Consider the following 13,146-nt stretch of genomic DNA (forward strand, 5'->3'; position numbering starts at 1 on the left):
ACGTCAGGTCAGACGCAAAAAGCGCTTCAGTTCGGCACCCTGAGCAATCGCATCGTGACGCCCCAGCTCGATCAATTCGCTGCAATAACCTGACTCGAACAGCAGATAGCTCAGCACACTGGCACCGCTGCTCCTGGTCGCGCCCGGCCCACGCAGGAACGTGCGCAGTGCGGGGGGCAGTTCACGGCGGTGGCGGGCCGCGATTTCATCCAGCGGACGGCTCGGCGAAATCACCAGCACTTCCACCGGCTCCATGCCCGGCTGCCTGATCTGCTCATCGGGCAGCAACGCGCTGGCCGTGTTCAGTCGTTCAAGCAATTCGATATCGCTTTCCAGGTTATCAATAAAGGTGCTGTTGAGCATGTGCCCGCTGATCTGCGCCAGACTCGGCTGCATGCCGTTCGGTGGACGTGGTGCGGGTCGTTCGCTTTTAAGCCCGCGCGGATTGCCGCTGACACCCACGACCAGCACCCGATTGGCCCCTAGATGCAGCGCCGGGCTGATCGGTGCAGATTGACGCACGGCTCCGTCACCAAAGTATTCCTTATCGAGCATCACTGGAGCGAACAGCAACGGGATAGCCGAGCTGGCAAGCAGGTGATCCACGGTGAGTTGCGTCGGACGACCGATACGCCGATGACGTAACCACGGCTCGATGGTGCCCCGCCCTTGATAAAACGTGACCGCTTGCCCCGACTCGTAGCCAAAGGCTGTCACCGCCACCGCGCGCAGGTGGTGAGCATTGATCGCCGCTTCGATCCCGGAAAGGTCCAGCCGCTCGTTGAGCAGTTCACGCAGCGGTGAGCTGTTGAGCAAGGCAACGGGAATGTTTCGTCCGAAGCCCATCAGGCTGCGGCCAAAAAACCGGCTGGCCTGGTGGATCACACCCGACCAGTCGCTGCGTAAAACCTGATGACTGCGAAATGACTGCCAGAACTCGGTCAATTGGTGAATGGCAATGCGAAAGTGCAGCGCACCGCTGGCCAGTTTCACTGCATTGATCGCCCCTGCCGACGTGCCGACAATGACCGGAAAAGGGTTGGGCGCCCCGGCAGGCAACAGGTCGGCAATGCCTGCAAGCACCCCGACCTGATAGGCGGCACGTGCACCACCACCTGAAAGAATGAGCCCGGTTACCGGTTCGACCGGACTCCTCACAGCATTGATCGCAACAGCAGGATCTGGCATCTACAACTGACCTCGGTGATCGAAGACGCGTTTTATTTATGCTTGTTGTATAGCTTCGGTTCACCTGGCGGTCGACTTTTGAAGCGTCGATGGGCCCAAAGATATTGTTCCGGGCATTCAGTGACGGCCTTTTCCACCCATTGGTTGATGCGCAGGCAATCGGCTTCGTCGCTTTCCCCCGGAAAGTTATCCAGCGGCGGATGGATCACCAGCCGGTAACCACTGCCGTCTGCCAGACGCCGCTGAGTGAAGGGCACAACCTGCGCACGGCCCAGGCGAGCGAACTTGCTGGTGGCGGTCACGGTCGCGGCCTGGATGCCGAACAGCGGCACAAAAATGCTTTGCTTGGCGCCATAGTCCTGATCCGGCGCATACCAGATGGCCCGGCCGGCGCGCAGCAACTTGAGCATGCCGCGCACGTCATCACGCTCGACAGCCAGCGAATCAAGGTTATGGCGCTCGCGCCCGCGACGCTGGACGAAGTCGAACAGCGGGCTCTTGTGCTCGCGATACATGCCGTCGATGGTGTGCTGCTGGCCCAGCAGCGCCGCGCCGATTTCCAGCGTGGTGAAATGCAGCGCCATCAGAATCACGCCCTCGCCTTTTTCCTGGGCACTCTGCAAATGCTCGAGCCCTTCGACGTGGGCAAGCCTGGCCAGACGTTTTTTCGACCACCACCAGCTCATCGCCATCTCGAAAAAGGCAATCCCGGTGGAGGCGAAGTTTTCCTTGAGCAGACGCTTGCGCTCGGCCGCGGACAAATGCGGGAAGCACAGCTCCAGATTGCGCGACGCGATTTTTTTTCGATCAGTGGCCACACGGTACATGATGGCGCCCAGTGCCCGACCGATGACCAGCAGAACACAAAATGGCAATTGAACAATCAGCCACAAGAGCCCCAGCCCCAGCCATAGCGGCCAGAAACGGGGGTGAAGGAAACTGGCTTTAAGACGCGGGCGATCCATTTGGGCTTCCGTCAGAACAAAGGCCGCGCATTCTACAACGGTTCTGGCCGCTTGCGGCTCGCGGGCGTTCTCGCTATAAGTCTCGGCACTTTTAGCGACAAGCTGTTGTGTATATCAACCATGAGCCAGATTGAATCGCAAAACCCGGAACCTGTATTTCAGCTCAAGGGCAGCATGCTCGCCATCACCGTGATGGAGCTGGCCCGAACCAACCTTGAAGCGCTCGACAGGCAGTTGGCCGCCAAGGTGGCACAAGCCCCCAACTTCTTCAGCAATACGCCGTTGATCCTGGCTCTGGACAAACTCGCACCGAACGAGGGGCCGGTGGATCTCCCGGGTCTGGTGCGCATCTGTCGCCAGCATGGCCTGCGCACCCTGGCGATCCGCGCCAACCGCATCGAAGACATTGCTGCGGCGATTGCCGTCGACCTCCCGGTCCTGCCGCCGTCCGGCGCACGTGAACGCGTGATCGACCCGGTCGAGGCCGAAGCACCGAAAAAAATACCGGAAAAACCACCCGAGCCACTGATCAAGCCGACCCGCGTGATAACCGCTCCGGTACGCGGCGGGCAGCAGATCTACGCTCAGGGCGGCGACCTGGTGGTAGTCGCGCCGGTCAGTCCTGGTGCGGAACTTCTCGCCGATGGAAACATCCATGTCTACGGCCCGATGCGTGGCAGGGCACTGGCGGGAATAAAGGGCGATACCAAGGCACGCATCTTCTGTCAGCAGTTGAGCGCCGAGCTGATTTCGATTGCCGGACAATACAAGGTGTCCGAGGACTTGCGCAGGGACCCGTTATGGGGTTCGCCGGTCCAGATCAGCTTGTCAGGTGATGTGTTGAACATCATTCGTCTTTAACGGATACTGCCGCAATTTTCAAAGCATCTCTGATTCGTCGCGAAATTGTCGTGAAGGCGGCAGGAAGTTCTGAAAAGCACTGCTTTTCAGCGGGTATATGAGTCGAAAGTAATAGCTTAGTGCTAGCTTTCCGGAATCAGACCCCAGGGCTTCCAGAATGCTTCGGCGTGCGCGGCGCCAGGAGATGCCTTTCAGGGACTCAATGTCCTTTTCCTCTAGGGGTGATACACCTTGGCCAAGATTCTCGTTGTTACATCCGGCAAGGGTGGTGTGGGCAAGACCACCACCAGCGCCGCCATCGGTACCGGCCTCGCACTGCGCGGCCACAAGACAGTCATCGTCGACTTCGACGTCGGTCTGCGTAACCTCGACCTGATCATGGGTTGCGAACGTCGTGTCGTGTATGACTTCGTCAACGTGGTCAATGGTGAAGCCAACCTGCAACAGGCGCTGATCAAGGACAAGAAGATCGAAGGCCTGTTCGTGCTGGCCGCCAGCCAGACCCGCGACAAGGAAGCACTGACCAAGGAGGGCGTTGAAAAAGTCCTCATGGAGCTGAAGGAATCCTTCGAATACATCGTCTGCGATTCGCCGGCCGGCATCGAAACCGGTGCTCACCTGGCCATGTACTTCGCCGACGAAGCCATCGTCGTGACCAACCCTGAAGTCTCGTCGGTGCGTGACTCCGACCGCATGCTGGGCCTGCTGGCCAGCAAATCGCGTCGCGCCGAACGCGGCGAAGACCCGATCAAGGAACACTTGCTGCTGACCCGCTACAACCCTGAGCGCGTCAGCAAGGGCGAAATGCTCGGCGTGGAAGACGTCAAGGAAATCCTTGCCGTTACCCTGCTCGGCGTGATTCCCGAATCCCAGGCTGTACTGAAAGCTTCCAACCAGGGCGTGCCGGTCATTCTCGATGACCAGAGCGACGCGGGTCAGGCCTACAGCGATGCGGTCGACCGCCTGCTGGGCAAAACACTTGAGCACCGGTTTCTGGATGTGCATAAGAAAGGATTCTTTGAACGCCTGTTCGGGGGTAATTAATGAATATTTTTGACTTCTTTCGTGACCGCAAAAAAGGAAGCACGGCCTCGGTAGCGAAAGAGCGTCTACAGATCATCGTTGCTCACGAACGCGGCCAACGCAGTACCCCGGACTACCTTCCTGCGCTGCAGAAAGAGCTGGTGGAAGTGATCCGTAAATACGTCAATATCGAGTCTGATCAGGTACAGGTCGCTCTGGAAAGCCAGGGCAGCTGTTCTATTCTGGAACTCAATATCACCCTGCCCGATCGCTGATCAGGCAGTCGCTCGCGGCGGTATCGGCGCACTTCTCCGGAAGCTGCGCCCTTGCCGCCGTCGGCGTTTCTAGCGTTTCGAGGCCGTTGCATGCCGTTGTCGAACATCCGCATCATTCATCAGGACGCCGCCGTTCTGGTGATCGATAAGCCTACCCTGCTGCTTTCCGTTCCCGGCCGTGCCGACGACAACAAGGATTGCCTGATTACCCGCCTGCAGGAAAACGGTTACCCCGAAGCGCGTATCGTCCATCGTCTGGACTGGGAAACCTCGGGCATCATTCTGCTGGCCCGCGATGCCGATACGCATCGCGAACTGTCGCGTCAGTTTCATGACCGCGAAACCGAGAAAGCCTACACCGCGCTGTGCTGGGGCCAACCGTCCCTGGACAGCGGCAGCATCGATCTGCCGTTGCGCTACGACCCGCCTACCAAGCCCCGGCATGTGGTGGACCACGAGGGTGGCAAACACGCGCTGACGTTCTGGAAGGTTGTCGAGCGGCATGACACTTATTGTCGCGTCGAGCTCACGCCGATCACTGGCCGCTCGCATCAGTTGCGTGTGCACATGCTGTCGATCGGGCATCCGCTGTTGGGTGATGGGCTGTACGCGCATCCGGAAGCGCTGGCGGCCTATCCACGTCTGTGTCTGCATGCCAGCATGCTGAGCTTCACGCATCCCGGGACTGGCGAGCGACTGACCTTCGAGTGTGCTGCGCCGTTCTGATCTGAGTTGGGCGGTGAGCGACATACTGCGACTCTGGGGTGTCATCGATTGACTATCGTTCCCACGCTCCGCGTGGTAATGCCGTTCGTGACGCTCCGCGTCACACAGCGGTTCTGTGATGTCAGGTGGATTGGGGTTCCGCTCAGGTCACCTTTTCGCCCCTCGGCGACTCACTTTGAGGGACCAAAGTGAGCAAAGTCCCCGCTCCTGTTTCCGGCCCGACTTCGTCGGGTTCCTTCGTCCTGACACTGATCCGGGGGTCGCCGCAACGCGCCATCCATGGCGCGGTGCGGCTAGCCTGGCGTCCTGCCAGGCTACCCCCGGATCAGCGCCAGGACTCAGCCGTCACTAACGTCGCACTCTGCGTCGTCAGTGACATCGTGGTTGAGAAGCGCTTTTGCGGCAATGACTGCGGTTTTGATTATCGTGCCGACGCTCCGCGTCGGCATGCAGTTCGTGACGCTCTGCGTCACACAGCGCATCGGCACGAGAGCTGCGCGATGAGCGCAACCGAAGGCAGCAAATCATCCAATACGGTAAACTCGCGCCATTGTTGTCTGGAGCTATTTATGCGCGCAGAGTTGAACAAAGGCCTTATTGATTTCCTGAAGGCTTCTCCTACCCCATTCCACGCCACTGCCACCCTCGTGCAACACTTTGAAGCCGCAGGTTTTCAGCGGCTGGACGAACGTGATACGTGGGCAGTAGAAACCGGAGGTCGTTACTTCGTCACCCGTAACGACTCCTCCATTGTCGCTTTCCGCATGGGCCGTCAGTCGCCACTCAGTGGCGGCATCCGCATGGTCGGTGCGCACACCGACAGCCCGTGCCTGCGGGTCAAGCCGCAACCGGAACTGCAACGCCAGGGTTTTTGGCAACTGGGCGTCGAAGTCTACGGCGGCGCCTTGCTGGCCCCCTGGTTTGATCGGGATCTGTCGCTGGCCGGCCGCGTCACTTTCCGCCGCGACGGCAAGGTCGAAAGCCAACTGATCGACTTCAAGCTGCCGATCGCCGTGATTCCCAATCTGGCCATTCACCTGAACCGCACTGCCAACGAAGGCTGGGCGATCAACGCGCAAAACGAACTGCCGCCCATCCTGGCGCAGGTAGCCGGTGACGAGCGCGCGGACTTCCGTGCGCTGCTGACCGACCAACTGGCCCGCGAACACGGGCTCAATGCCGATGTGGTGCTCGATTACGAGCTGAGCTTCTACGACACCCAGGGCGCCGCTGTGGTCGGCCTCAACGGGGATTTCCTGGCAGGCGCACGCCTGGACAACCTGTTGTCGTGTTTCGCCGGGATGCAGGCACTGCTCAACACCGAGAGCGACGAAACCGCCCTGCTGGTGTGCACCGATCACGAAGAGGTTGGCTCGTCTTCTGCCTGTGGCGCAGACGGCGCGATGCTTGAGCAGATCGTCCAGCGCCTGTTGCCAAGCAGCGAAGACTACGTGCGCACGATTCAGAAGTCGCTGCTGATCTCAGCCGACAACGCCCACGGCATTCATCCCAACTACGCTGACAAGCACGACGCCAATCACGGCCCCAAGCTCAACGCCGGGCCGGTGATCAAGGTCAACAGCAACCAGCGTTACGCCACCAACAGCGAAACCGCCGGTTTCTTCCGCCATCTGTGCATGGCCGAAGAAGTCCCGGTGCAGAGCTTTGTGGTACGCAGCGACATGGGTTGCGGCTCGACCATCGGACCGATCACTGCCAGCCATCTGGGCATCCGCACGGTAGATATCGGCTTGCCAACGTTCGCCATGCACTCGATCCGCGAACTGGCCGGCAGCCATGACCTGGCGCATCTGGTCAAGGTATTGAGCGCGTTCTATGCCAGCCACGAGCTGCCATAACGACTGAGGCGATCATCGGTAACGCGGGAGCGGCCTGCTGCTCTCGCGTGTCAGTATTGACCCCGGTAAACGCCATTGAAAAAAATAAAACCTCTCTAATCACAACGATAAAAAAGCTGCTTTTGCCTGCATGATCCTGAGCCATATCTTACGCAACAAAAGATCATTCGTTTATAAAGGGACTTCATGTCCCGAACTCCATCGACACACCCTGTCGATGATTCAGTAGTGGAGTGCTTGAATATCGCTGGCTACTCTACCTCTATCCAGTCATCTTCCTCGTCGGGTTTATCGACAATATCGTCATCTTCGTTCACGTAATACGGTATATCGGCTTCAACACCGTTCTCACCCGTTTTGGCAACCAGTTGCCTGTACCTCTTCCCGTCCCAGAGCCTGAAAATCAGCGTGGAGTCTTCTCCAGCCGAGAGCGTCGAGCCTTCACTGCCAATAAGTTTGCTCCGCGCGCCGGCCGTCAAGATACTGTTCTTTCCAGCGGTCAATCTGCTTTGATCGCCCGCCATCAGGGTGCAGTCATGCCCGCCGGTGAGTTTGCTTCTATCGCCGGCGGTCAGATAACTGTTATTACCGGCCAGTAGTTTGCTGCGGTCACCCGCGGTCTGATTACTGTCTGCACCGGCAATCAACCGGCTGCGATCACCCGCCAGTTGTACGCTGCCCGCACCGGCAATCAGCGTGCTGCGAAAACCTGCGGTCTGCGAGCTGCCCTTGCCGGCGATCAGCATGCTTTTATTTCCGGCGACCTGAATGCTTTCATGGCCTGCAATCAACGAGCTGCCGTAACTTGCAATCTGGTTACTGCCATAACCCGCAGTCAATGTGCTGCGAATGCCCGATGTAAGGCTACTGCCATAACCGGCGATCAAAACACTGCGAAGTCCGGCGATCAGCGTACTGCCATAGCCTGCCGTCAGAAAACTTCTGATTCCGCTGGTCAGGGAGCTGCCATAACCGGCGATCAACGAGCTGTCCTGCCCGGCCGTCGCAGTGCTGCCATAGCCCGCAGTGAGTGAACTTCCGTACTCTGCGGTCTGAGTACTGCCGTAGCCGGCCGTGAGGGTACTTTTGTAGCCGGCTGTTTGCGTACTGCCGTAACCGGCGATCAGCGAGCTGGCAAAGCCGGCGGTGGAAGTGCTCCCATAGCCTGTGGTGAGCGAGCTGTTTTCCTGTGCGGTTTGCGTGCTGCCGTAACCGGCGGTCAAGGTGCTCTCGTAGCCTGCCGTCTGCGTGCTGCCATAACCTGCAATCAACGAACTCGCATAGCCGGCAGTGGAAGTACTTCCATAACCCGTCACCAGGTCACTGCGCTCCTGTGCGGTTTGCGTACTGCCGTAACCGGCGGTCAACGTGCTCTCGTAGCCTGCCGTCTGCGTACTGCCGTAACCCGCGATCAGCGAGCTGGAATAGCCCGCAGTGGAGGTACTTCCGTAACCGGTGGTGAGCGAGCTGTTTTCCTGCGCGGTCTGCGTACTGCCATAACCGGTCGTCAACGTGCTCCCGTAGCCTGCCGTCTGCGTGCTGCCATAGCCGGCGATCAAGGAACTGGAGTAGCCCGCAGTCGACGTGCTGCCATAGCCGGCGACCAGATCACTGCGCTCCTGTGCCGTCTGGGTACTGCCATAACCGGCGGTCAGTATGCTTTTGAAGCCCGCCGTCTGGGTGCTGCCGTATCCGGCGATCAGCGAACTGTTTGAACCTGCCGTTGACGTGCTGCCATAGCCTGCGACAAGGTCACTGTGTTCTCTGGCCGTCTGAGTACTGCCATAACCGGCGGTCAGCATGCTTTTGTAACTCGCGGTCTGGGTGCTGCCATAACCTGCGATCAGCGAACTGCTTGAGCCTGAGGTTCCTGTACTGCCATAGCCCGCAATCAGGTCGCTACCGTCCCTGGCAGTCTGAGTACTCCCATAGCCCGCGGTCAGGATACTTTTGTGGCCGGCTGTCTGTGTACTCCCGTAACCGGCGATGATGAAGCTTTCATGACCCGCAGTGCCGGTACTTCCATAACCGGTGGTCAGGTTACTGGCAGCCCCCGCCGTTTGCGTACTGCCATAGCCGGATGTAAGTACGCTGCCCTGCTGTGCGGTCTGGGTACTGCCATAACCTGCCGTGAGCGAGCTTTCACTGCCCGAGGTTTGCGTGCTGCCGTAACCGGCGATCAGCGAACTGTCAGCGCCAGCTGTTCCCGTACTGCCATACCCGGCTGTCAGCGTGCTGCCTTCACGGGCAGTCTGGGTACTGCCGTAACCCGCGGTGAGCGAACTTTCACTGCCTGAGGTCTGCGTGCTGCCGTATCCGGCGATCAACGAGCTGTCGGCACCTGCCGTACCCGTGCTGCCATAACCCGCAGTCAGGTTGCTGCCTTCCTGGGCCGTCTGCGTACTGCCGTAACCCGCTGTCAGCGCGCTGTCACTTCCCGAGGTCTGCGTGCTGCCGTATCCGGCGATCAACGAGCTGTCGGCACCAGCCGTGCCAGTGCTGCCATAGCCCGCCGTCAGATTGCTGCCTTCCTGGGCCGTCTGCGTACTGCCGTAACCTGCTGTCAGCGCACTGTCACTTCCCGAGGTCTGCGTGCTGCCGTAACCTGCCGTCAGCGAGCTGTCACCTCCAGAGGTCTGTGTACTGCCATAACCGGCGATCAGCGAGCTATCGGAGCCCGCCGTGCCGGTGCTGCCGTACCCGGCCGTCAGGTTGCTGCCTTCCTGAGCCGTTTGCGTGCTGCCGTAACCCGCGGTCAGCGAGCTGTCTTCTCCGGAAGTCTGAGTACTGCCGTAACCGGCGATCAACGAACTATCCGAGCCAGCTGTTCCCGTACTGCCATACCCTGCCGTCAGGTTGCTGCCTTCGCGGGCGGTCTGGGTGCTGCCGTAACCCGCCGTCAGCGCGCTGTCCCCTCCGGCAGTCTGGGTGCTTCCATAGCCTGCGACCAGCGAGCTGTCGGAACCGGCGGTTCCTGTACTTCCATAACCGGCAATCAGATCACTGTGGTTGCCAGCGGTCTCGTTACTGCCATAACCGGCAATGAGCCGACTGTGGTTGTCGCCACTCAACGTGCTGCCGTAAGTGGCGGTCTGCAAATTCTGCGGCGTCGTTACCGGCAGGGTATTTACTGAGGGGGCCGCTGCACTGACCAACGCCACATCGAACACTTCATGACTGGCCTGTTCGGCCACCGGTAACGTGACACTTGCCGCCACAGGTAATGTGACATGTGCTGCCGCAGGCGTGGGCGTGGGCGTGGGCGGGGGCGTGGTCATTGACGTGGGCGGGGGCGTTGATGCAGGGTCGGCCTGACGCGCCGAAATGAAGTGTGACGCGCTGATCCTGTCGCCGACATGAACCACCTCAGCGCGCGGAAACTTGACCATTCCCGGCTCATCCAGACTGATGATGTCTGCAACGGCGACTTCACAGACAATCCATCGCGCATCGGCATGCACGCTTAGAAAAGCGCTGGTTCCAGCGCCCCACAGTAAACCCACCAGACCATTCTCGTGACGCCTGGTTGACTGCCAGTATTTGGATTCAACCGTCCCGGAAGCGGGCCATATAAGGCCGCAATGATCGGCCATGTTATTTGCACAGGTACGCAGCACCAACGCCTTGTCGATATTCATTACAGCATCCTCATAGATCCTTTAAATAAAAGCAGCTGCACTTATCAAGCATTGCTTTACAGGACAACCGCCATGTCAGCCTTAATCCAATGTGGAACGATGGTGCACAAAACAGCCACTAACAGCGCACATCCTTCCGCACTAAAAAACCTACCACACCCCACTAAAAAACATTAATTAATACTAACTTTTTTGTAAATTCTTCATGAAAGATTAGAATAATTACTCTGAAAATCCTGATGACAAAAACCAACTAATCTACGCCCACGCCCCAAGAGACAACAGCGTTATCTTCATTGATTTTTTTTGTTAGTTAAACGCATGCGTTACACAGAGCCTATTAAACAGGCCCTGCACCTCGCAAGTTTCCGACCACTGAAATGAGCATTTACTTATAGAAAACAGGCAACTAACGACGGTGCAGACCGTGCCTGGCAAGCAGGTTTTAAATACAGGCGTTCAGTCGCCATGCACCTCAGCGCGCACATAAATAGCATCATGACGCCAGTATTCGAGATCGCAATCGATCAACCGGTCTTTGCGGTCGTAATTGACTCGTGCAATGCGCAGGCCCGGACTACCCAGTGAAACCTTCAGTGCTGCGGATGCTTCGCTGTGCAAAGACGTGGGAACCATGTCGAAGCGCACCCGGCCGCAGTGAATGTCGTAGCAGCGGGCGTAGAGTGCGGTCAGCGATTCGTTCAGATCGTGTTCGAGAATGCCGGGGAACAACTCCGGCCTCAGGTAGTGCTCGACATACAGCACCAGGCGCTGATCGATTCGCCGCGCGCGACAGATCTGGATCACGCTCGACAGCGCCGGCAGTTCCAGCATTTCACAGATCATCGCTGAAGCAGGTTGCAGGCGTGCAGAAAGAAGCTGGGTGTGAGGCACCCTTCCCTGGGCACAGACCATTGCGTGGAAATGGCTGCGCCTGATCAGGTCATAGGCCAGCCGCGGCGGCGAGATGAACCAGCCACGCCGCTCTTCGCGGTAAATCAGCCCCTGCGACTCGAGTTGCAAAAGCGCTTCACGCAAGGTGATGCGCGTGGTGGCGAATACCTCACTGAGCTTGCGCTCTGCAGGCAACTTGCTGCCATGCGGCAACAAGCCGTGTTCGATCTGCTCCTGCAGCGCATGGCAAATCGTTGTTACCGCCCGTGGTACATCTTCGCGCATTCCGGTATCCGTCTGGACTAGACCAGCCCTGTTACGAGGCATACATCAGTGCGGTCAACGCCGTTGACTCCCTTGCTGTGAGCCTAGGCCGGGTACATGACTGTCCTGTTACAGGACAAATCACGGTGCATGCCAACTGTGCTGAAAACAGCCCCGAACCCCCTGCTCAGCGCGCACGTTGCGATGGTCTACGCTTAGCGCCAGGCACTGCCAGGGCCCTTGAAAAACGCTTTTGTCTACGCGACACGACACGAAAATGTCATGCAAAAAGCCTAACTTGGCTCAGGTATTGCTGATCTAGACCAAACAATCCGCAACGAACACTTCTTGCAAGAAGTGCACTAGGAGCTCCGAATGAAACATCTTTTGTTGGCATCACTCCTCGGTTCAGCCATGGCAATGAGTTCGCTGGTCATGGCGGCGGACACGGATCTTAAAACGCTGGAGGCTGCGGCCAAGGCTGAAGGCGCAGTCAACAGCCTCGGCATGCCGGATGACTGGGCAAACTGGGGCGGCATCTGGAAAGACCTGGAAGCCAAATACGGCCTCAAGCACATGGACACCGACATGAGTTCGGCCCAGGAGATCGCCAAGTTCGAAGCGGAGAAAGACAACGCCAGCGGTGACATTGGCGACGTAGGCGCAGCATTCGGCCCTATCGCCGCAGCAAAAGGCGTCACCCAGCCTTACAAGCCAACCACCTGGGAGCAGATCCCGACCTGGGCCAAGGACACGGACGGCCACTGGGCGCTGGCCTATACGGGCACCATTGCCTTCATCGTCAACAAAAACCTGCTGCACGGCTCTGATATCCCGAAAAGCTGGGCTGACCTGAAAACCGGCAAATACAAGGTTTCCATCGGCGATGTGAGCACTGCGGCTCAGGCTGCCAACGGTGTACTGGCAGCGGCCATCGCCATGAAAGGTGACGAAAGCAACATCGCACCGGGCCTGGCACTGTTCACCGATCTGGCCAAACAGAAGCGTCTGTCGCTGGCCAACCCGACCATTCAGACCATCGAGAAAGGCGAAATCGAAGTCGGTGTGGTCTGGGACTTCAATGGCCTGAGCTACAAAGCCAAGATGACCAAACCCGATGATTACGTCGTGCTGATCCCGTCGGACGGCTCGGTGATTTCCGGCTACACCACCATCATCAACAAGTATGCCAAACACCCGAACGCCGCCAAGCTGGCGCGTGAGTACACCTTCAGCGACGCGGGTCAGATCAGGCTGGCAGAAGGCAATGCGCGCCCGATTCGCGTAGAGCACATCAAATTGCCTGAAGATGTTCAAGCCAAGTTGCTGCCGCAAGACCAGTACAAAAACGCCAAGCCGATCAAGAACGCAGACGCCTGGGAGAAAACCTCCAAAGCGCTGCCGCAGATGTGGAACGAGCAGGTCATCATCGAGATGAACTGATCCTCTCCTG

At 58.6% G+C, this 13,146-nt stretch carries 10 protein-coding genes; 6 read left to right on the plus strand and 4 right to left on the minus strand.

Annotated features, from left to right (window positions below; genetic code table 11):
- Positions 1 to 3 precede the first annotated feature (3 nt).
- Both KBY02_RS15765 and KBY02_RS15770 read right to left on the minus strand, forming a co-directional pair.
- Complete coding sequence (locus tag KBY02_RS15765) at positions 4 to 1,188, minus strand: patatin-like phospholipase family protein (protein WP_004408362.1); 1,185 nt, start codon at positions 1,186 to 1,188, stop codon at positions 4 to 6.
- Positions 1,189 to 1,220: 32 nt separating this feature from the next.
- The gene (locus KBY02_RS15770) at positions 1,221 to 2,153 is read right to left on the minus strand and encodes a lipid A biosynthesis lauroyl acyltransferase (RefSeq protein ID WP_024642758.1); all 933 of its coding nucleotides are present in this window, start codon (positions 2,151 to 2,153) and stop codon (positions 1,221 to 1,223) included.
- Positions 2,154 to 2,273: 120 nt separating this feature from the next.
- Between KBY02_RS15770 and minC the strand changes: the two genes are divergently transcribed.
- From minC to KBY02_RS15795, 5 genes are all read left to right on the plus strand, one after another.
- Complete coding sequence (gene minC / locus KBY02_RS15775; protein ID WP_003368369.1) at positions 2,274 to 3,014, plus strand: septum site-determining protein MinC; 741 nt, start codon at positions 2,274 to 2,276, stop codon at positions 3,012 to 3,014.
- Positions 3,015 to 3,245: 231 nt separating this feature from the next.
- Positions 3,246 to 4,058, plus strand: a complete 813-nt coding sequence (gene minD, locus KBY02_RS15780) for a septum site-determining protein MinD (protein ID WP_003317454.1) — start codon at positions 3,246 to 3,248, stop codon at positions 4,056 to 4,058.
- The gene (gene minE, locus KBY02_RS15785; protein ID WP_003317453.1) at positions 4,058 to 4,312 is read left to right on the plus strand and encodes a cell division topological specificity factor MinE; all 255 of its coding nucleotides are present in this window, start codon (positions 4,058 to 4,060) and stop codon (positions 4,310 to 4,312) included. Before minD ends, minE begins: the two co-directional genes overlap by 1 nt.
- Positions 4,313 to 4,402: 90 nt before the next feature.
- Positions 4,403 to 5,038: an RluA family pseudouridine synthase gene (locus tag KBY02_RS15790; protein WP_024642759.1), complete on the plus strand. Its 636-nt coding sequence runs from the start codon at positions 4,403 to 4,405 to the stop codon at positions 5,036 to 5,038.
- Between the two features lie 569 nt (positions 5,039 to 5,607).
- Positions 5,608 to 6,897, plus strand: a complete 1,290-nt coding sequence (locus tag KBY02_RS15795; RefSeq protein ID WP_011267127.1) for a M18 family aminopeptidase — start codon at positions 5,608 to 5,610, stop codon at positions 6,895 to 6,897.
- Positions 6,898 to 7,148: 251 nt separating this feature from the next.
- Here KBY02_RS15795 and KBY02_RS15800 read toward each other — a convergent pair whose 3' ends face one another.
- Together KBY02_RS15800 and KBY02_RS15805 are read right to left on the minus strand one after the other, a co-directional pair.
- On the minus strand, positions 7,149 to 10,535 hold the full coding sequence (locus KBY02_RS15800; protein WP_225650614.1) for an Ice nucleation protein: 3,387 nt from the start codon (positions 10,533 to 10,535) through the stop codon (positions 7,149 to 7,151).
- A 459-nt stretch (positions 10,536 to 10,994) separates the two neighbouring features.
- Positions 10,995 to 11,714, minus strand: coding sequence for a UTRA domain-containing protein (locus KBY02_RS15805; protein WP_162886048.1), 720 nt, complete (start codon positions 11,712 to 11,714; stop codon positions 10,995 to 10,997).
- 354 nt (positions 11,715 to 12,068) lie between these two features.
- Between KBY02_RS15805 and KBY02_RS15810 the strand changes: the two genes are divergently transcribed.
- The gene (locus tag KBY02_RS15810) at positions 12,069 to 13,136 is read left to right on the plus strand and encodes an ABC transporter substrate-binding protein (RefSeq protein WP_011267124.1); all 1,068 of its coding nucleotides are present in this window, start codon (positions 12,069 to 12,071) and stop codon (positions 13,134 to 13,136) included.
- Positions 13,137 to 13,146 lie beyond the last annotated feature (10 nt).

The organism is Pseudomonas sp. P129, from assembly GCF_020312195.1.
Lineage (GTDB): Bacteria > Pseudomonadota > Gammaproteobacteria > Pseudomonadales > Pseudomonadaceae > Aquipseudomonas > Aquipseudomonas fragariae.

Bases quoted from the DNA above. Each gene is read 5' to 3' on its own strand.
- KBY02_RS15790 (WP_024642759.1), top strand. From the start codon at position 4,403: ATGCCGTTGTCGAACATCCGCATCATTCATCAGGACGCCGCCGTTCTG.
- minC (WP_003368369.1), top strand. From the start codon at position 2,274: ATGAGCCAGATTGAATCGCAAAACCCGGAACCTGTATTTCAGCTCAAG.
- KBY02_RS15770 (WP_024642758.1), bottom strand. From the start codon at position 2,153: ATGGATCGCCCGCGTCTTAAAGCCAGTTTCCTTCACCCCCGTTTCTGG.
- KBY02_RS15805 (WP_162886048.1), bottom strand. From the start codon at position 11,714: ATGCGCGAAGATGTACCACGGGCGGTAACAACGATTTGCCATGCGCTG.
- KBY02_RS15765 (WP_004408362.1), bottom strand. From the start codon at position 1,188: ATGCCAGATCCTGCTGTTGCGATCAATGCTGTGAGGAGTCCGGTCGAA.
- KBY02_RS15795 (WP_011267127.1), top strand. From the start codon at position 5,608: ATGCGCGCAGAGTTGAACAAAGGCCTTATTGATTTCCTGAAGGCTTCT.
- KBY02_RS15810 (WP_011267124.1), top strand. From the start codon at position 12,069: ATGAAACATCTTTTGTTGGCATCACTCCTCGGTTCAGCCATGGCAATG.
- minE (WP_003317453.1), top strand. From the start codon at position 4,058: ATGAATATTTTTGACTTCTTTCGTGACCGCAAAAAAGGAAGCACGGCC.
- KBY02_RS15800 (WP_225650614.1), bottom strand. From the start codon at position 10,535: ATGAATATCGACAAGGCGTTGGTGCTGCGTACCTGTGCAAATAACATG.